The 20,069-nt window shown below is 59.8% G+C and carries 17 protein-coding genes; all 17 read left to right on the forward strand.

Annotated features, from left to right (window positions below):
• Positions 1-53: 53 nt before the first annotated feature.
• The 17 genes from ACYAS9_RS12260 (at position 54) to ACYAS9_RS12340 (ending at position 20,031) form a co-directional block, all read left to right on the forward strand.
• The gene (locus ACYAS9_RS12260) at positions 54-563 is read left to right on the forward strand and encodes an SRPBCC family protein (protein WP_463568562.1); all 510 of its coding nucleotides are present in this window, start codon (positions 54-56) and stop codon (positions 561-563) included.
• Positions 564-889: 326 nt separating this feature from the next.
• Positions 890-1,741, forward strand: a complete 852-nt coding sequence (locus ACYAS9_RS12265; RefSeq protein WP_463568923.1) for a glycine betaine ABC transporter substrate-binding protein — start codon at positions 890-892, stop codon at positions 1,739-1,741.
• An 88-nt stretch (positions 1,742-1,829) separates the two neighbouring features.
• A complete protein-coding gene (locus ACYAS9_RS12270) occupies positions 1,830-2,942 on the forward strand; it encodes a quaternary amine ABC transporter ATP-binding protein (protein ID WP_463568563.1) in 1,113 nt (370 codons plus the stop codon).
• Complete coding sequence (locus ACYAS9_RS12275; protein WP_463568564.1) at positions 2,939-3,787, forward strand: ABC transporter permease; 849 nt, start codon at positions 2,939-2,941, stop codon at positions 3,785-3,787. The genes ACYAS9_RS12270 and ACYAS9_RS12275 overlap by 4 nt, the downstream gene beginning before the upstream one ends.
• The gene (locus ACYAS9_RS12280; RefSeq protein ID WP_463568565.1) at positions 3,784-4,629 is read left to right on the forward strand and encodes an ABC transporter permease; all 846 of its coding nucleotides are present in this window, start codon (positions 3,784-3,786) and stop codon (positions 4,627-4,629) included. Before ACYAS9_RS12275 ends, ACYAS9_RS12280 begins: the two co-directional genes overlap by 4 nt.
• 1 nt (position 4,630) lies before the next feature.
• Positions 4,631-5,644 carry a GlxA family transcriptional regulator gene (locus ACYAS9_RS12285; protein WP_463568566.1) on the forward strand — a complete coding sequence of 338 codons (1,014 nt, stop codon included), beginning with the start codon at positions 4,631-4,633 and terminating at the stop codon, positions 5,642-5,644.
• A 138-nt stretch (positions 5,645-5,782) separates the two neighbouring features.
• Positions 5,783-6,505: a GntR family transcriptional regulator gene (locus tag ACYAS9_RS12290; RefSeq protein ID WP_463568567.1), complete on the forward strand. Its 723-nt coding sequence runs from the start codon at positions 5,783-5,785 to the stop codon at positions 6,503-6,505.
• An 81-nt stretch (positions 6,506-6,586) separates the two neighbouring features.
• On the forward strand, positions 6,587-7,906 hold the full coding sequence (locus ACYAS9_RS12295) for an NAD(P)/FAD-dependent oxidoreductase (protein WP_463568568.1): 1,320 nt from the start codon (positions 6,587-6,589) through the stop codon (positions 7,904-7,906).
• A 162-nt stretch (positions 7,907-8,068) separates the two neighbouring features.
• The gene (locus ACYAS9_RS12300) at positions 8,069-9,400 is read left to right on the forward strand and encodes an MFS transporter (RefSeq protein WP_463568569.1); all 1,332 of its coding nucleotides are present in this window, start codon (positions 8,069-8,071) and stop codon (positions 9,398-9,400) included.
• A 37-nt stretch (positions 9,401-9,437) separates the two neighbouring features.
• Positions 9,438-10,340 (forward strand): dihydrodipicolinate synthase family protein, encoded by a 903-nt coding sequence (locus tag ACYAS9_RS12305; RefSeq protein WP_463568570.1) that lies wholly within the window; start codon positions 9,438-9,440, stop codon positions 10,338-10,340.
• Entirely contained in the window at positions 10,340-11,836 is a 1,497-nt protein-coding gene (locus ACYAS9_RS12310; RefSeq protein WP_463568571.1) for an aldehyde dehydrogenase, read from the forward strand. Before ACYAS9_RS12305 ends, ACYAS9_RS12310 begins: the two co-directional genes overlap by 1 nt.
• 244 nt (positions 11,837-12,080) lie before the next feature.
• Positions 12,081-13,220: a glutathione-independent formaldehyde dehydrogenase gene (locus ACYAS9_RS12315; RefSeq protein ID WP_463568572.1), complete on the forward strand. Its 1,140-nt coding sequence runs from the start codon at positions 12,081-12,083 to the stop codon at positions 13,218-13,220.
• A gap of 11 nt (positions 13,221-13,231) precedes the next feature.
• Positions 13,232-14,344: an alpha/beta hydrolase gene (locus ACYAS9_RS12320; RefSeq protein WP_463568573.1), complete on the forward strand. Its 1,113-nt coding sequence runs from the start codon at positions 13,232-13,234 to the stop codon at positions 14,342-14,344.
• A 349-nt stretch (positions 14,345-14,693) separates the two neighbouring features.
• Positions 14,694-18,083 carry a PAS domain S-box protein gene (locus ACYAS9_RS12325; RefSeq protein ID WP_463568924.1) on the forward strand — a complete coding sequence of 1,130 codons (3,390 nt, stop codon included), beginning with the start codon at positions 14,694-14,696 and terminating at the stop codon, positions 18,081-18,083.
• Positions 18,084-18,305: 222 nt separating this feature from the next.
• Positions 18,306-18,986 carry a hypothetical protein gene (locus ACYAS9_RS12330; RefSeq protein ID WP_463568574.1) on the forward strand — a complete coding sequence of 227 codons (681 nt, stop codon included), beginning with the start codon at positions 18,306-18,308 and terminating at the stop codon, positions 18,984-18,986.
• A complete protein-coding gene (locus ACYAS9_RS12335) occupies positions 18,983-19,504 on the forward strand; it encodes a hypothetical protein (RefSeq protein WP_463568575.1) in 522 nt (173 codons plus the stop codon). The genes ACYAS9_RS12330 and ACYAS9_RS12335 overlap by 4 nt, the downstream gene beginning before the upstream one ends.
• Complete coding sequence (locus ACYAS9_RS12340; protein ID WP_463568576.1) at positions 19,501-20,031, forward strand: hypothetical protein; 531 nt, start codon at positions 19,501-19,503, stop codon at positions 20,029-20,031. The genes ACYAS9_RS12335 and ACYAS9_RS12340 overlap by 4 nt, the downstream gene beginning before the upstream one ends.
• The last annotated feature ends 38 nt before the right edge of the window (positions 20,032-20,069 follow it).

The raw sequence follows: 20,069 nt of genomic DNA on the forward strand, positions 1-20,069 counted from the left end.
ATTTGACCGTAGCACCCAACATGGCGTCGGTCTATTAACAGTGAGTGCCGATCATGAACGAAATCTTCTGGCCGCCAGGCTATCTGCCGGGATTTACCGAAAACTTTGTCTGCAATGAAGTCATTGTTGCTGGCCTTGGCGCGGCGGACATCTGGCCGTTACTCAGCCAGGCGTCGCGATGGCCGACCTACTATGCCAACTCTGCAAACGTGCGGTTTTACGAGGGCGCGGGTCCAGAGTTGAAAAGCGGCGTGCGCTTTTACTTTGAAACCTTCGGCTTTGCGGTCGAGGCGCAGTGCAACGAGTGTGTGCCGCCAGCCGAGGGCCAGCCAGGACGGATTGCCTGGCACGGTTGGGCGGGAGAGGGTGATACCCGCCTGGATGTGCATCACGCCTGGTTGATCGAGGACCTGCCTCAAGGCCGCGTTCGTGTGCTCACCCAGGAAACCCAGAAGGGAAAGCCGGCTGAAGCGCTGGCCCTGGCGCATCCTGATCCGATGCTCAATGGGCATCAGGATTGGCTCAACGGTCTGGTCAGGGCTGCGCGTGAGGCCAGCCAGTAACGGCAGACGCCTGCCAGACAGCGTTTTCCCCTGCGCAATGCCATCCCAAAAACGACGTGACACTTTCCTGGAAGCGACCTGTCGTTTGTCCATTGGACTTTTATAACCTATTGAATTTATTACAAAAAATATTATTTAATTTGTGTTCTGTGTGAATTCTATTTGTATACACACAGAATACATCCTATTGACCCGCACTTTTCCCCATGCCAGTCTGGCCTCGTCAAGCAGCCATTTCCAACGCTGCGCCCCTTGTTGTCGCATCACTCCACCCTCTGGCAATCAGAGGTTTGAAACTAAAAAACAGAACGGGATCGAGGCACGCCATGAAGAAGTTTTGGAAAACCGTTTGTGCAGTTGCGCTTGTGGGAATGGTTGCTCTTCCGGTGCAGGCAGAAGAAAAAACCATCACGGTCGGGACAATGTCCTGGGAGGACCTGACGCCGATTACCGGCATTACCAAAAAGGTGCTGGAGAATGCCGGTTACACCGTAAACGTCGTTGAGTTTTCCGAAATCGGTATTGCGTATGCCGCGTTGACCAAAGGCGATGTGCAAGTTCTGGCTTCGCAGACGGATTACGCCACTCAGGATTACTGGAACAAGAACAAGAACCGCCTGGAAAAACTCTCGCCGGTTTCTTATGGCTTGTACCAGGCCATTGCTGTTCCGAAGTACGTCGATATTGATTCTCTGGAACAACTTAACGAGAACGCCGACAAGTTCAGCGGCAAGATCATCGGCATCGAACCCGGTTCAGGCTTGATGAGCGACGCAAACAAAGCCGTGAAGGACTATGGCTTCAAGCTCAAGTTGCTTGAAGGCAGCACCGCCGCCATGACCGCTGCACTGAAGTCCGCCGTCGACCGCAAAGAGTGGGTTGCAGTGACGATCTGGGAACCGTCGTGGATGGCCCAGAAGTTCGACCTCAAGTTCCTCAAGGACCCCAAGGGCTCCTTCGCACCGCCGCAAGCCTACTACTGGATCGGGCATAAAGGTTTTACCGGCCAATACCCGCATGCCCGTGAAGTCATCGCCAGCGTGTACGTGCCCTTGGCCGATATCACCGCCATCAATGGCGCCGTCAAGGACGGCAAGACCATGGATGAGGCCGTCGCCGGCTGGGCCGATAACCATGCCGATCTGATGAAGCGCTGGGCCAATATCAAACAACCCTAAGCATCGATTTTTTTCGCCACTGCCAGGTACGGATAAAGCGTTCTGATCAATTAGAAAAACCAATGCAATTGGTTCAATAGGCTTAGAAATGACAACGGTCAAAATAGACACTAACGAAGTGCTTGTGGATTGCCAGTCGGTCTGGAAGATCTTCGGTCAGAATGCCAGGGCGGCGATGCAGGCAGTGGTCGACAAGGGGCTCGCTAAAACCCAGGTCCTGCAGGACTTCAGCTGCGTGGTCGGGGTGTCGAATGTGAGCCTTCAGGTTCGCCGCGGTGAAATCTTTTGCATCATGGGCTTGTCCGGCAGTGGCAAATCGACCCTCATCAGGTTGCTCAATAAACTGATTACTCCCAGTGCCGGCAAGGTGCTGGTCAAGGGCAAGGATTTGTCCGCGCTGTCACCAGCGCAATTGCGCGAAGTGCGTGCGCGGCATATCGGCATGGTGTTCCAGAGCGTGGCGCTGCTGCCCAACCGCACCGTGCTGGAAAACACCGCCTTCGGCCTGGAAGTGCAGGGCGTCGGCAAGGCCGAACGCTACGAGGTTGCCCGGCGTGCGCTGGCCAAGGTCGGTTTGACCGACTGGGCCTCACGCTATCCTGGCGAGCTGTCTGGCGGCATGCAGCAGCGCGTCGGGCTGGCGCGGGCACTTACCGCCGATCCTGAAATCATCCTGATGGACGAGCCGTTCAGCGCACTCGATCCATTGATCCGTCGGCAATTGCAGGACGAATTCCGCCAGCTCACCAAGGCGCTGGGCAAATCTGCGGTATTTATCACCCATGACCTGGAAGAGGCGATTCGTATCGGTGACCGCATCGCCATCATGAAGGACGGGGTGATTATCCAGGTCGGCACGGCCGAAGAGATCGTGCTGAATCCGGCCGATGATTATGTCGCCGAATTCGTCGCGGGCATCTCGCGCTTGCACCTGGTCAAGGCCCACTCGGTGATGACGCCCGTTGCGCTCTACCGCCAGGCCTTTCCCCAGTGCGATTTTTCACGACTGGCCCAGACCTCGCCTGATACCGATATCAACGAACTGATCGGTCTGAGCATGAATGCCGATCTTGAACCGGTGGCGGTGGTCGAGCACGGTGTGGTGGTCGGCATCATCACCACCAGGGATCTGCTGCGTGGCGTTCAAGGCATCCCTAATGATGCCCAGGCGATTGCGCCGGTGCTGGAGGCCTCGACATGAGTACCCCGGATTTCTCGGTGCAATTCGATGCCGCCGTGGACTCGGGCCTTATGTGGCTGCAGGACAACGGTGAGGGCTTTTTCAACGCGGCCAACACGGCGTTGACGGGTGTATTCAAGGCCGTGCAGTGGTGCATCGCCTCGCCGCCGTTCTATGTGATCGCTCTGCTGATCGGCCTGCTGGGCTGGCGCATGGTCGGTGCGCGGTTTGCCGTGCTATCGGCGCTGGCACTGTTGCTGTGCAGTCTTATCGGCCTGTGGCCCGAAACCGTCAGCACGCTGGCACTGGTACTGACGGCCACGTTGCTGGCGTTGCTGGTGGCGGTGCCGTTGGGCGTGCTGGCCGGACTGGCCCCGGCGTTTGATCGCGTGGTCGACCCGTGCCTGGACCTGGTGCAGACGCTGCCGCCTTACATTTATCTGCTGCCGGCCATCGCGTTGCTGGGCTACGGCCCTGCGACGGCATTGCTGGCCACCTTTATCGTCGCGGTGCCGCCGGCGTTGCGCCTGACGTCGCTGGGCATCCGCATGACGCCCAGGGAATTCGTCGAACTGGGCGATGCCAGCGGCGTCACTGGCTTGCAGATGTTCTTCAAGATCCGCCTGCCGTTTGCGATGCCGAGCATCATGGCCGGGGTCAACCAGAGTCTGATGATGGCGTTCGGCATGGTGGTCATCGCCGGTATTGTCGGCTCCGGCGGGCTGGGCGAAGCCATCTACGGTGCCGTGCGCACTCTGGATATCGCCCGGTCGATCAACGCCGCGCTGGCCATCGTCATCCTCACCATGATCCTCGACCGTCTTGCACAAAGCGCCGCTGAATCGCGCAGAGGAGCCAGCCAATGAACCTCACGGATTTCCGTTTCTCGCCAGGCGCATTCCTGGCGCCTGCCATCGATTGGCTGAACGCCAATCTGCATGGTCTGTTTGTGGTGATCAGCCAGGTGATCGAGGCCACTCTGGGCGCCATCGAGACCGCGTTGCTCGCGCCTCACGCCTATGGGTTGATTGCGGTGGTGGTGCTGTTGGCGGGGCTGCTGGCCAACTGGCGCGTGGCGCTTTTTGCCGGCTTGATGTTGCTGTTTTGCCTGTTCTCCGGGCTGTGGGTGGCGTCGATGCAGACCATCGCGCTGGTCTCGGTGGCGGTGCTGATTTCGGTCAGCGTGGCCTTTCCGCTGGGCATTCTGGCTGCGCGGGTCAAACGCGTGGATGCGGCGCTGCTGCCGATCCTCAACATCATGCAAACCGTGCCGCCGTGGGTGTACCTGATTCCGGCGGTGATGCTGTTCAGCCTGGGGCGCGTGCCGGCAATCATCGCCACCATCGTGTATGGCATTCCACCGATGCTGCGCCTGACCACATTGGCCTTCAAACAATTGCCCAAGGACCTGCTGGAGCTGGGCCAGGCCATGGGCGCATCGCCGCGCCATATTCTGTTCAAGATCGAATTGCCCACGGCGGCGCCCACGCTGCTGGTGGGGCTCAACCAATGCATCCTGTTGTCCCTGGCGATGGTGGTGCTGGCCGGGCTGGTGGGCGCGGGCGGTCTGGGCGCTGAAGTCACGCGCGGTCTGACCCGCATGGAAATGGGCCTTGGCCTGCGAGCGGGCCTGGCCATTGTGGCGGTGGCGCTTTTGCTCGATCGTCTGTCACGCGGCGCCTTGCAGCGCCAGGCACGGCGCGCCTGAGATGGGCGAGCGACGGCAATTCTGCGGGGCGATGCAGGGCAAGAACCTGCGCTACCTCAATGATGACCTGGGCCAGGAGGCTCGCCGGGCGCGTGCCGGGTTTGTGCTGCTGGAGCATTTTTCGCTGCCGGCGTTTACCCAGGCACTGGACACCGTTGTCACCGCCAACTTGCTACGGCCGGGGCTGTTCGCCACCCAAACTTTCGGGCTGGGCGCTGAAGAAATCGTCAGCGACCTTGGCCTGGTGATTCGCCCCGATGCGCACCTGACGCTGGACGCGGTGGGTAGCCTGGATTTGCTGATGATTTGCGGCGGTTACCGCACGCCGCTGCGTGACAACGATGAATTGACCACGTTGCTGACGGCGGCGGCAGAGCAGGGCGTCGCACTGGCGGGTATCTGGAACGGCGCCTGGTTCCTGGGGCGCGCGGGGTTGCTGGAGGGCTATCGATGTGCGATTCACCCCGAACATCGTCCGGCCCTCGCAGAGATCGCCAGGCTCAGCCATGTCACCAGCGAAGCCTATGTGGTGGACCGAAACCGGCTGACGGCCTCCAGTCCCACCGGGACGTTCTATATGGCTCTGGAATGGATTCGCAGCCTGCATGGCAAAAGCCTCACCGACGGCATCGAAGACATCCTCGCCTTCGAGGCGTCACGCTTCAGGCGGATCAAGCCGATGTTGAACGTGTCGGTCAGCGGGCCACTGCGTGAGGTGATCAACCTGATGGACGTCAACCTTGAAGAGCCTCTGGAAATACACGATCTGTGCCTGTATGCCCGGCGCTCCCGGCGCCAGATCGAGCGATTGTTCAAGGAGCAACTCGGCACGTCCCCGCAACGCTATTACATGGACCTGCGCATTACCGAAGCACGGCGGCTGTTGCAGCACACTTCGTTGACCATCGTCGAGGTGTCGGTGGCCTGCGGTTTTGTCTCGCCCAGTCATTTCAGCTCGTGCTACAGCGCCTATTTCGGGCATCGGCCGTCCAAGGAAAATCGCTTGGTCAAATAGCCTTTAATGCCCGTAATCATTGGGCGATATCGGCTATTTGGTTTGTGTATATTAATTGTAGACAATTAGAATATTGTTGTTTTATAGTGCCAATACAGGTAGTAGACCGGGTGCACTTACTACTAGGAAGGTTTCACCATGGCTAGCAAAGAACTCAATACGCCGGCTCCCGTCGAGCCCACCCTTGACCGCAAGGCGGTGTTGGGTGACGCGCTGCGGCGTCGCATCCTCAGCATGGAACTGGCACCGGGTGCCGTGGTGGACGAGTTGGCGCTGTGTGATGAGTTCGGTTTGTCGCGCCCGCCGGTGCGTGAGCTGATGCGGCAAATGGCGACAGAGGGTTACATCGACCTTGAAGCCAACCGTGCTGCACGGGTGTCGGCGATGAGCTACCAATCGCTGCGCAGTTTTTTCCTGGCGGCGCCGTTGATTTACATCGCCACCACGCAACTGGCCTGTTCCCACGCAACACCGGCTGAAATTGTGGAGTTGAAGCGGATACAGGCCCTGTTCCGTACCGCAATCGAGGAAAAGCATGTCGAGAATCGTGTTCTGTACAACGACGAGTTTCACCTGCAAATCGGCAAGATGGCGCACAACGTCTACCTGATGCCGAGCCTGCAGCGCCTGCTGATCGACCACGCCCGTCTGGGCAAGATCTTTTACCGCCATCCGACCACGGTCGATATGCAGGAAGACCTGGAAGTGGCCGCTCAGCAGCATGACGAGATGATCAGCGCAATTGAAAACCACGATCCGGTCTTGGCCGGCGAAATCGTGCGGGCCCACCTCGAACTGTCCCGTCGGCGGATGTCCGAGTACGCGGCCCCCGAAGGCCTGGATGTAGCGATCACGTTCTGACCATTCGATGCCGGCCAGTGTGATGCGATGCAGACGGGTAGCTTTTAGCGCTAACAACTATAAAGAACCCAGGTCGCGAAAATGGCACTCATCAGAAACACCCCGGCAGACGATTCAACCTGTGGCTGGTTTCACCTCAGCCCGGCACGTGTAGCCCGCGCGCGCCATAGCGGCACTCGCTCGGTGCGCTGGGCCATCGTAGGGGCAGGGTTCACCGGCCTTGCAGCGGCACGGCAACTGGCGCTGAATTTTCCGGATGACGAGATCGTGCTGATCGAGGCGCAGGAAGTCGGTTACGGCGCCTCCGGGCGTAACGCAGGCTTTGCCATCGACTTGCCCCACGACATCGGCGCCGAGGACTATATCGGCGATATCGCCACCGCCAGAATCAGCATGGAGTTGAACCTCGCCGGGCAGTCCATGCTCCGTGAGCTGGTCGAGCAGCACGGCATCAACTGCCAGTGGCGCGATTGCGGCAAGTACCAGGCGGCTATCGAGGATCGTGGCATTGCCGTGCTGGACGCCTATCGTCGCGGCCTCGACAAGCTCGGGCAGTCCTATCGGATGATCGAAGCCAAAGACTTGCCCAGCCATATCGGCACCGGTTTCTATCGCAAGGCCTTGTTCACCCCGGGCACTGCGCTGGTTCAGCCGGCGGCGCTGGTCAAGGGCCTGGCAGACTCACTGCCGCCGAACGTGACCCTCTACGAAAACACCCCGATTACCGAGGTTGAATACGGCGAAAAAACCGTGCTCATCCACGCGCATGGCCGCATCGTCGCCGACAAGCTGGTGCTCACCAATAACGCCTTCGCCATGAGCTTCGGCTTTCTCAAAAGCCGCATGCTGCCGATCTTCACCTATGCCAGCCTGACCCGGCCGTTGACCGAACAAGAGCAAGCGCGCCTGGGCGGCAATCCGTTCTGGGGCGTGATCCCCGCCGACCCGTTTGGCACCACCTTGCGGCGTACCGTCGACAACCGCCTGCTGGTGCGCAACAGCTTCAGCTTCAACGCCGATGGGCGCAGCAACCCCAAGTACCTGGAGCGCTTCGTCAAACGGCACAAAGCCTCTTTCGACCGGCGCTTTCCAGAGCATCGCCAGGTCAACTTCGAGTACACCTGGGGCGGCTCGCTCAGCCTGTCGCGCAACCACATGGCGCACTTTGGCGAACTGGCGAAAAACGTCTACGGCGCTCTGTGCTGTAACGGTCTGGGCGTCACCCGCGGCACCGTCACCGGCACCCTGCTGGCCGAATGGCTGGCCGGTAAAAGCAACCACCTGGTGGATTTTCTGTTGACATCGCCGGGCCCTAGCAGAAACCCACCGCAGCCACTGTTATCAGCAGGGGTCAACATGAACCTGCTATGGGGGCAAAGCCGCGCAGGCAAGGAAAGCTGATAGTTGCAACACGCCAGAAAGGCACGACCGAACGTAATTGATTGATTGGAATACAGCAGGCACTTCAGTGACCACTGTTTCTGATTGAGACGGCTTTCATTCGCCTGGACTTCACGTGTGCGTTGTATCCGGCGAATGAACGAAATGAAGCAGGAGATAATAATGACAAATCCGAATGCCTCCGTTGAGGATGTACCGCTTAATAACTTTCACCGTTTACTCACCGCCCGTTCGGGGGGCGGTTCATTTGTGGATGGTTATGTATTAAGCATTATCGGCATTGCGATGATGCAGATCACGGGCGCGCTGGAGTTGACCGAGTTCTGGCAAGGCCTGATTGCCGCCTCTGCATTGATTGGCGTGTTCTTTGGCGGTTTTATCGGCGGCTGGCTGACCGACAGGTTGGGCCGCAAGAAAGTTTATTTCATCGGTCCGTCGTTATTTATTCTGTGTTCGCTGGCGCAGTTCTGGGTCGAGTCGGCATTTGTATTATTTGTACTGCGATTCATCATCGGTCTGGCCGTGGGTATCGAATACCCGGTGGCCACTTCATTGCTGGTGGAGTTTCTGCCGAAGAAGCAACGCGGTCCAAGGCTTGCCGCGCTGACCATCCTCTGGTTTGCCGGTGCAGCCTTTGCCTATGTGGTGGGCAACGCGATTCTCGACACCGGCGTCGACGACGCCTGGCGCTATGCGCTGGCCAGTGCAGCGCTGATCGGGCTGATGCTGTTTGTACTGCGCCTGGGCACTCCGGAGTCTGCGCGCTGGCTGCTGAGCAAAGGCCGCGATAGCGAAGCCGAACAGGTCATCAAACGTGTCTACGGGCCGCACTATTCGCTGCGCGATCTGCCGGAACAGCCTGATGAACGCAAGATGACCTTCCGTGACCTGTTGCGTTCGGGGTATGGCAAGCGCCTGTTGTTTGTCTCGGTGTTCTGGTCCTGCTCGATCATTCCCGTGTTCGCGGTGTATGCGTTTGCCCCAAAAGTCCTGCAGGCGCTGAACCTGAAAGGCGAGTGGGCCTCCTACGGCTCGATGTTCATCACCTTGTTGTTTGTGGTCGGCTGCATCCTCGCCACCCGGCTGATCAACACCCTCGGCCGGCGCAGCATGCTGATCCACAGCTTCTTGTGGTCGGGCCTTGCACTGTTGCTGCTGGCGACGTTTTCCGCCAGCCATGAGCTGCTCGTGCTGTTTCTGTTTGGCGCCTACGCAGTGTTCATCGGCGGCGCCCAGGTGCTGCAACTGGTGTACCCCAACGAATTGTTCCCCACCGAAATCCGCGCCTTTGCCGTCGGCATCGGCACTTCGCTGTCACGGATAGGCGCTGCCGTGGGCACCTATCTGGTGCCGCTGTCGCTGACCTCGATCGGTATCGGCAACACCATGTACGTCGCCGCCGGCGTGACCTTTATCGGTCTGGCGGCTGCCTGGGCCATGGCGCCTGAAACACGGTCACTGAACTTGCGGGACGCAGCGGCATTGAGCAACTGAGCGGAAAAACATCACTTTCACTGTTGGAGAAACACGCATGAAGTTTGAAGGCATCTACACCCCGGCAATTACCCCGTTGACCGCTACCGGGCAAATCGATAACCGCGCATTCGCCGACGTTCTCGAGTACCTGATCGAATCCAGAGTGCACGGCATCATCGTTGGTGGCTCCACCGGTGAGTACTACGCACACACCTCTCAGGAGCGCATCGATCTGGCAGCTTACGCCAGGGAAGTCATCGGCAACCGTGTCGCGCTGATCGTCGGCACCGGCGCCATCCGCACCGAAGATTCCGTGGAATACGCCAGGGCGGCACGCGCCATCAAGGCCGACGCCATCCTCGTTGGTTCGCCGCCGTATGCACTGCCGACCGAACACGAAAACGCCCTTCACGCGCTGGCCGTTGACCAGGCCGCCGACCTGCCGATCATGCTCTACAACTACCCTGGCCGTATGAGCGTGAGCATGGGGGATGCCTACTTCAAGGCTGTGTCCGCCTCGAAAAACATCGTGGCCATCAAGGAAAGTTCGGGCGACATGGCTCAGGTACACCGCCTGGCCACGCAGTTCCCGAACATCGCACTGTCCTGTGGCTGGGATGACCAAGCCTTGGAATTCTTCGCGTGGGGCGCGCGCAGCTGGGTATGCGCCGGCTCCAACTTCGTGCCGCGTGAGCACGTTGCATTGTACGAAGCCTGCGTGATCGAGAAAGACTTCGACAAGGGCCGCAAGATCATGAGCGCGTTCATGCCACTGATGGATTTTCTGGAAGGCGGTAAATTCGTGCAGTCGATCAAGGCCGGTTGCGCCTTCAACGGCCTGCGCACCGGCAGTGTTCGCGCGCCGCTGCAACCGCTGTTCGAGGATGAAAAGCAGGCACTTGAACAGGTGATTACGACCCTCAAGCGCGATGTCGCGCACATCGTCGGAGGTGCATGATGACTCACTTGCTCAGCGCTGCCGAATACGCCGCCATCGCCAGGGACCTCAAGTTCCCCACCACCTCTTTCGTCAATGGCGCGCCCTACACCTCAGTGTCGGGCAATACCTTTGCCACCCTCAACCCGGCAACCGGTGAAGTGCTGGCTGAAATCACCGCGTGCAATAGCGACGATGTGGATGTTGCCGTGGCCTCGGCCAGGCAGGCATTCGACGATGGCCGCTGGCATAAGCTCAGCCCCGGCGCACGCAAGAAAGTCCTGCTGCGCTTTGCCGATCTGCTGGAGCAGCACTCTCACGAGTTGTCTGTGCTCGAAAGCCTGGACAGCGGCAAGCCGGTGCGTGAGTGCCAACTGACCGACGTGCCGGAAACCATCCACATGATCCGCTGGCACGCCGAGTTGATCGACAAGATCTACGACAACACTGCGCCGGTTGGCCACGACGCCCTGACCCTGGTGGTGCGTGAGGCCATTGGTGTGGTCGGCCTGGTGCTGCCGTGGAATTTCCCGCTGCTGATGCTGGCCTGGAAAATCGCGCCGTCACTTGCGGCCGGTTGTTCGATTGTGGTCAAGCCGGCCAAGGAAACGACCTTGACCGCGCTGCGCGTGGCCGAGCTGGCGTCCCGGGCCGGTGTGCCGGACGGTGTGTTCAACGTGGTGTCCGGTGGTGGTCGCGAAGTGGGCGAGCCATTGGGGCGTCACATGGACGTCACCATGGTCAGCTTCACCGGTTCGACCGATACCGGGCGCCTGTTCCTGCAGTACGCGGCAGAGTCGAACCTCAAGCGCATCGTGCTTGAGCTGGGCGGTAAAAACCCGGCCGTGGTCATGAACGATGTGGCAGACCTTGATCTGGTCGCGGGCCATGTCGTCAATGGTTCTTTCTGGAACATGGGCGAGAACTGCTCGGCGTCTTCGCGCCTGATCGTCCATGCCGACATCAAGGATGAACTGCTCAAGCGTATTGGCGTGCAACTGCAGGACTGGAAGATGGGCAGTCCGCTCGACCCGGACAACCGCCTAGGCTCGATGGTCAGCAAAGCGCATTTTGACAAGGTCAGTTCGTACCTGGTGCAGGCTGGCAACGAAAAGCTGCGCGTTGTCTACGGTGGCAAAACTGAAGAGGGTATCTACGTGCAGCCGACAGTGATCGACGGTGTCGGTGCTGACAGCCAGCTGTTCAAGGAAGAAATCTTTGGCCCGGTGCTGACCGTCACCACGTTCAACACGCTGGAGGAGGCCATCGTCCTGGCCAACGACACGATCTACGGCCTGGCCGCGTCGGTCTACACCGATAATCTGCGCAACGCGATCAAGCTCTCGCGCGAGATCCGGGCCGGTATCGTCACCGTCAACTGCTTTGGCGAGGGCGATGCATCGACACCGTTCGGCGGCTACAAGCACTCCGGATTCGGCGGGCGTGACAAGTCCATCTGGGCCCACGACCAGTACACCGAGATCAAGACCATCTGGATTGATGTGTCCGAAGGCTAGAAAATCAGGCGCTCCATCACAACCCTTTACGCAAGCAGACTGGGGCGCCTTTACTCGAACGAAGTCAATTTAGCGGTCTTGCGTCTCTATTTTTCTCAAATAATTCAGATTATTTTCAAGTGGATGTGTAACTAACCGCTCGTCAGACCTGGCGTGAATTTCTTGAACATACGATTCGCTCTCCCGGACAGATTGAACATGTGCTGACGAAAATTCCCTTTCGTTTTGCCTCTGGGAGAAAGCAATGAAAGCCATCGTTTATAACGGTCCTCGTGACGTCAGTGTGCAAAACGTGCCGGACGCCAGAATCGAAAAACCTACCGACGTTCTAGTGCAGGTTACGACCACGAATATCTGTGGGTCCGACCTGCACATGTACGAAGGCCGAACCTCTTTTGAAACAGGAAGAGTGTTTGGTCACGAGAACATGGGAGTGGTCATTGAAGCGGGTGCCGGCGTTGACCGGGTCAAGGTAGGCGACCGGGTTTGCTTGCCCTTCAACATTGGCTGCGGCTTTTGCGAAAACTGTGAGAAGGGCCTGACCGGTTTTTGTCTGACGGCTAACCCGGGCAGTGCTGGTGCGGCCTATGGTTTCGCCGATATGGGGCCTTACCAGGGTGGCCAGGCCGAGCTGCTTCGCGTGCCTTATGCCGACTTCAACTGCCTGGTCTTGCCCGAAGATGCGCAAGAGCGTGAAGACGATTACGTCATGCTGTCCGACATCTTCCCGACAGGCTGGCATGCAACCGAGCTGGCTGGCCTGCTTCCAGGCGAAAGCATTGCCATCTACGGCGCTGGCCCGGTGGGTTTGATGGCGGCTCATTCAGCCATGATCAAAGGCGCTTCCCAGGTTTTCGTCGTAGACAATCATCCTGACCGCTTAAAGCTGGCTGCCCGGATGGGCGCCACGCCCATCAACTCGCTCGAGAAAGAAGCGGTGGATCAGATATTGAATCTGACCCATGGCAAAGGCACTGACCGCGGTTGTGAGTGTGTTGGCTATCAATGTTGCGATCGCCATGGCCATGAAGCCAATCACCTGACAATGAATAATCTCGTCGCTTCGACCAAGGCTACCGGGGGCATCGGTGTCGTTGGCGTATTCGTGCCGCAAGATCCGGGCGCGAAGAATGAACTGGCCAGGGAAGGCAAGATGGCCTTCGATTTCGGCGCGTTCTGGTTCAAGGGACAACAGATTCGCACCGGGCAGGCCAACGTTAAGGTCTACAACCGACGCCTGGCCGAGTTGATCCATCACGGACGGGCGAAACCCTCGCAGATTATTTCTCATCGACTCAAGCTCGCTGAAGGTCCAGACGCCTATAAGCACTTCGACGCGCGTGACGATGGCTGGACCAAAGTCGTACTCAAGCCCACAGCCTAAGACGAATCAGTGTGAAGGAGAAAAACATGATCGGAAACCATCGTAAGTTGGCCATTGCACTGTCGGTGATCGGCGCTGTTGCGCTTATCGGCGGCTGTGCTCGAGACCCGGAAAAACCTTCTGTTACCCAGCTCGCCGTCAGCGGCACAAAAAGCATGTTGCGCACTGATGCAGATATGCAGAAAGTGCTGAACAAATTTGCCAGTTTCGATGGCAAGGCCGTTGAAAAAATCACTCCGGCCGAGGCTCGTCAACAACCGACAATGGCCGATGCGGTCAAGGGTGTACTCACCGATCAAAAGCGTGACAGTACCCCTACGGCACTGGTGCCTGGCGTGACCACTCGTGATATTCAGGTTCCCGGTGCCGCAGGCTCGATGCCCGCGACGGTCTACACACCTGAAGGCACGGGGCCGTTCCCGGTCGTGTTGTTCTTCCACGGAGGCGGTTGGGTATTCGCCGACCGCAAGGTGTACGACGGCGGTGCGCGTGGTCTGGCCAGGCAGGCCGGTGCGGTGGTTGTATCCGTCGATTATCGACTCGCACCGGAAAACAAGTTTCCGGCGGCCCATGACGACGCTCTGGCCGCTTACCGCTGGCTGACCAGCAATGCGACTTCGCTCAATGGTGATCCGAAGCGTCTTGCATTGGCAGGTGAAAGCGCTGGCGGCAACCTGGCCGTCGCAACTGCAATCGCGGCCCACAAGGCAGGTCTGACACAACCCAGGCACGTCCTTTCCGTGTACCCGGTTGCGCAATCGAGTACAGACACCGAGTCCTATCTCAAATACGCAGATGCAATCCCGCTTAATCGTCCGATGATGCTGTGGTTCACCTCCCAGATCACCACCAGCCAGGCGGACACTAAAGACCCTCGAATCGACCTGGTACACGCCAACCTGCAAGGGTTGCCGCCCGTCACGGTCATCAACGCTGAAATCGACCCGCTGCGCGACGACGGTGCCCAGCTGGAGCAAGCACTTAAAACTGCAGGCGTAAGTGTGGAACGCAAGGTGTATCCAGGCGTTACCCACGAGTTCTTTGGCACCGCAGCGGTGGTGCAAAAGGCGCAGGACGCCCAGGCTTATGCAGGCTCGCGCTTGAAGGCCGACCTGGAAAAATAGTCTGTAAGGGGCGCGATGATCGCTTTGCGGATCTCGCGCCTCTGAATCAATGTCTTAACACCCAAGTGGTCAACCCCCGAATTTCTATTGATTGGCTGAAGGCCCGCATGACAAAGCGTCCGGGCGAAAAAGGGCTGCGTCTTTTTTTCATGATTGGAGAAGCTGAAATTGGACCCTGCCGAAGTGGACGGCTCTGTATAATGGCCCTTTAGCCACATCTATTTTGAACCCGTCCGTAGAAAAGAGATTCTGTGGCCATCATTGGGAGATTCGTTTGCCTACTGTTCCGGTAGATCCAGTCGGTGATGAGCGCTTGTCCCATGTGCTGAATGCCAGTGAGCGACTGGTGATGGCAGAATCGGTGGACGAGGTTGTTGCCGTACTCCGCGACACGGCGCGTGCCGCTGTGGGAGCTGAGGGCGTCGCGGTCGTTATCGAGCACGACGGACGCTGTTTTTATGTCGCGGAAGATGCTGTTTCTGCGCTTTGGCAAGGCCAGACCTTCCAGGCCGACCACTGTATTTCCGGGTGGGTGATGCATCGTAGTGAGACGGTCGCGATCCGCGACGTCCGGCTCGATCCACGCATCCCGCAGGACGCTTATGCGCCGACCTTCGTGCGCAGTCTCGTCATGGTGCCCATCGGTCGACCTGTTCCGGTCGCAGCACTGGGCGCTTACTGGTCAGAGGTTCGTACCCACGGCCACGATACGATCACGTTGCTGGAAAGCCTGGCGCGTCTGGCGACGATTGCCATTGAGAACGCGCGCCTTACCCAGGCACGCAATCGCGCGGCAGCATTGGGGGCTGCGCAGAACCGCATCCTGGGGCTGGCCGTCGAAGAGACGCCCCTCAACGTTGCGCTGGATGCAATCGTCCGCGAGGTCGAGGCGCTGTCCACGTCCCGCTTTCTGGGCAGCATCCTGCTGCTGGACGAGGAGGGCCTGCACCTTCGGCATTGCGCCGGGCCGAGCCTTCCCGGCGCCTACATCGATGCTGTCGAACGCCTCGTCATCGGCGCGGGCGCAGCCGCTTGCAACACCGCAGCATTTCGCAGCGATCCACGCTGGGCCGGGTTCCGCGAGCTGGCCATCGGGCAGGGCCTGCACGCTTGCTGGGCAACCCCGATCCGTTCGGCTCAGGGCGTCGTACTCGGCAGCTTTGTCATGTACCACCCTGAGCCACGCGATCCGTTATCGGTGGATATCGAGATCGTCGATTTCGTTGTGCGCACGGTCGGGCTTGTCGTTCACCGCGCTCGAGCGAAGGCTGCGATCCGCATCAGCGAGGCGCGCTACCGCCAGATCGTCGAGGGCGCAGAAGACTTCGCGATCATCACCTTCGATGCGCAGGGCGTGGTAACCAGCTGGAACATCGGTGCCCAGCGCGTCGTCGGCTATCGTGCCGAAGAGGTCGTGGGGCGCCAGGGTGATCTGTTCTACACCGACATCGACCAGGTCGAGCGTGTGTTTCACAGCGAGCTTGAAACCGCCCAGGAACAGGGCCGCGCCGTCAACGAACGCTGGCACGTTCGCAAGAATGGCACGCGCTTCTGGGGGTCGGGACTGATGATGCCGCTTGCCATGAACCACGGCGGCTTTGTGAAGATCTTCCGCGACCGTACGGCCGAGCACCAGGCGGAGGCGGCGCTGCAGGAGAGTGCGGCGCGGCTGCGTTTCTTTGATGAGCTCGACAGCCGGCTCTTTGACATTCGCCATGCCGAAGACGCGATGCTCGCAGCGACCGAGTTGCTTGGGCGCACGCTCAACGTGTCGCGCTGCGCCTATGCGGATGTCGACATCGATCACGACCGGTTCTGGATTCGCAGTGACTACAATGCGCCCGGCATCCAGAGCTCGGCCGGAACCTACAGGCTCGACTTTTTCGGTCCACGGGCGGCGGCTGATATGCGTGGCGGTCGCACGTTGATCCTGCGCGACGTCGTCGCCGAGCTTGCCGACGACATCGGGCGTGAGACTTTTCTGGCCATCGGCATCGACGCGATCATTTGCTGCCCGCTGGTAAAGGACGGTCGGCTGACGGCAATGATGGCGGTTCATCAGAATCAGCCTCGGGACTGGTCACCGTCCGAGATCTCCTTGGTCAAGGAAGTCGTCGAGCGCTGCTGGGCGCACGTCGAACGGGTGGGCGCCGAGGCGCGCCTGCGCGAGAGCGAGGAGCGATTGCGCCTTGCCGTCGACAACGCCGATATCGGCTTCTGGGACGTGGATACAGTTCACAACACCCTGATCTGGCCGCCACGGACCAAGGCGATGTTCGGTATTTCTGCTGACGTGCCGGTCTCGATTCAAGACTTCTACGACGGCCTGCATCCCGAGGACCGAGAGGCGACGGTCGAGGCCTTCGCGGCGGCCGTCGACCCTGAACGCCGCGCGCTCTATGACGTGGACTACCGCACGATCGGCAGGGAAGACGGCATCGTTCGCTGGGTGGCCGCCAGGGGCCGGGCTGTGTTCGATGCGACCGGACGCTGCCTGCGCTTCACCGGCACGGCAGTCGATGTCACCGCCCGCAAGGCCGCCGAAGAAGAACTGCGTGAACTCAATGCCACGCTCGAAGCGAGGATTGCCCAGGCCATCGCCGAACGTGAGGACGTCCAGCAGGCGCTGCGCCAGAGTCAGAAGATGGAGGCCATGGGGCAGCTTACCGGCGGCGTAGCCCACGATTTCAACAACCTGCTCACCCCGATCGTCGGCACCCTCGACATGCTCCAGCGCAAAGGCGTGGGTGGTGAACGGGAGCAGCGTCTGATTGCCGGCGCCGTGCAATCGGCCGATCGGGCCAAGACGCTGGTGCAGAGGTTGCTCGCCTTCGCCCGCCGTCAACCGCTTCAGGCGGTTCCGGTCGACGTGGCCAGGCTGGTGAGTGACATGGGCGACCTGGTGGCCAGCACCACCGGCCCGCAAATCAAGGTCGTGGTCGATGCCCCGCAGGATTTGCCGGCAGCGATGGCCGATCCGAACCAGCTTGAGATGGCACTGCTGAATCTCTCTGTGAACGCCCGCGACGCCATGCTTGAGCGCGGGACGATGCGGATATCGGCCAGCACGGAATTTGTCCGTGCGGGTCACCGTTCAAAGCTTGCGACAGGTGAATACATTTGCCTGTCAGTCGCGGACACCGGCACGGGCATGGACGCGGCCACGCTCGCCAGGGCAGTGGAACCGTTCTTTTCGACCAAGGGCGTCGGAAAAGGCACGGGTCTGGGGCTCTCGATGGTTCATGGACTGGCATCCCAGTTGAACGGCGCGCTGACGATTCAAAGCTCACCCGGTCTGGGGACCAACGTGGAGCTTTGGCTGCCACGCAGCATGACCGTGCCGGCAGCGGCCTTGCGCATTGTCGAGGCTGCGCAGCCACAATCGGCACATGGATTTGCGTTGCTGGTCGATGATGAAGAGCTTGTGCGCGCCAGCACGGCGTACATGCTGGCCGAGCTGGGCTACCGCGTGATGGAGGCCGCGTCAGGCGAGGAGGCTTTGCAATTGCTGGATACTGGACAGCCATTCGACCTGCTTGTCACCGACCATCTGATGCCGGGCATCAGTGGCACCGATCTGGCCAGGCTGGTCAGCACCTCGCGTCCCGGGGTCAAGATCCTCATCGTCTCCGGCTATGCCGAACGCGAAGGGCTCGACCCGGACCTGCCGCGGCTTGCCAAGCCGTTTCGCAAGGATGAGCTGGCGGCGAGTTTGTTGCAGCTGGGTGGTGAGTCTTGAGAGGGGCAAGAGGAAGCAGTAATTCCCATCCCGGAAATCATGCCATCGGGTAATGGTTTTGAATGGCGTGGGAACCATCAAGCTTAAAAAGGTTCGAAGGCGCAGCCGCCGGCCCAGCGTTCTGGAGCAGCGGCTCCCCCGTTATATCGCGCCTAGGCAAAGCCGGCAGCCATTGCCGAGCGCTGGTCACTGATGGAACGCGACTGACCCCAAGGACCCTTTATGTCTGGATTCATCCGTGCATTCGCACGTCTTTTACCCCTTGCCGTGCTCAGTGGCTGCGCGGCCCAATCGCCCGTTTTCGTCAGCGAACCCCTGCAACCGGCGGCGGGTGGCCCGGTGGCTTACCTGGTCGGCAGCATCGGCCCATTGGGGCGCGACGCCGCCTATACCAATCAGCGCATCCTGCTGCGCAAGCGCGGTGTACCTGATGGTGCCGCGGCCTGGTGGGGCCATGCTGCAGTGGCGCATACCCCCCAAGACATCCAGGACTCGCGCAGCCCTGATGATAAGGCGCTGCCCGGCGAAGCCAGTGTGTTTGTCATGCCCCTCAAGCCGGGCGATTACGAGCTTTACGATTTCCAGTTCTTCTGGAACGGCGCCAATAGCAGCTTTCGTTCCGTCCAGGCGCGTGAACAGTTTGTGATCCCGCTGCGACTGGAGCCGGGCAAAGCCTACTACCTCGGCGAATTCCGCTCACGCTGCATCGACGTGTCGGCCTGTATCTTCGTGCATGACAGCCAACAGCCACGCGATGAAGTAATTGCCCGACGCTACAGTCCCGACCTGCCGGTGCTGCAACCCTTGAACTTCGACCTTGCGCCTGCCTATCCCTTCGTGTTGCCAGCGAAGTCGTCGCCTGAAACGGACGCCGTATCAGGCACCCCAAGGAGTACACGATGAGCAAGCCCATCATGTTTGCCGCCAGCCTGTTACTGGCCGGTTGTGCCGGTACCCAGACCTTGCCCGATCCTCAGATCGAAGCGGGCCGCGACTACCTGCCGCCGATCACGGTGATGATTGATTCGCAGGAGCACGGCTCCGAACTGCGCAACTACCTGCGCGAAAGCGGCGTCTTCAGTAAGGTCGAAAGTGGCACGGCCAAGGCAGGGGAAACCCAGGTGATGGTCAACCTGAACGTCAAGCGCGAGATGGCCCCCACGCCGCTGCTGTTCCTCAGTGCTGCCACGCTGTTCCTGTTGCCATTGCAGAACGACATGGATACCAGGGCCGATTTCACCGTGATGCGCGATGGCAAGGTGCTCAAGCGTTACCACTATGAAAACTACATGGGCAAGTATTCCTGGCTGTTGGATCTCGGAGTACCCGAGCGCCAGGAAAATATCCGCCGTGTGGCGCGTGCCTTCGCCCGTGACATGCAGACCGCGAGCCTGGCCGACAAGCCGCTGGAGATGCAATGACCAAGCACCTGTTCAAGATCGCGGCAGTCGCCGGCGGACTGCTGGTGCTCAGCGGCTGCAATCCGTCGATGAAGCCGCTGGGCTATCACGCGCAAAAGCCTTATGTGCCGTTGAGCCTGCTGGTGGTGCCGCAAGGCTATACGCGCCATGACATCCAGGAAAGCAATGAGTTGACCGAGGCCGTGAAGTCGTCCGGTGCGTTTTCATTTACCGACCATGGTTTCTCACGCAAGGGTTATGGCTTGGTCATCACCCAGCCGCCGGGTGAGGGCGGCGGGCTGCTGGTTGCACTCAATGCCCTGACTCTGCTGACCTTGCCGGTACCCTACAGCTACGTGCATAACCTCAGCGGCCAGGTCTACAAAGACGGCCAGTTGCTGCGCACGTTCAACTACACGCGCGAGGGCATGAGCGTGGCCACTTGGTACGTTGCGCCGCCAAATACCGAAAACCGGCGGCAGATGCTCACCGAACTGATGCAGGACCTGGAGGCCAGCAAGCTGATTCCCCATACAGGCGAGGAATGACAAGGCTGGCTTTTCCTGATCAAAGACTGTGTCCGGGG

The sequence above is a fragment of the Pseudomonas sp. HP_08 genome (assembly GCF_055284095.1).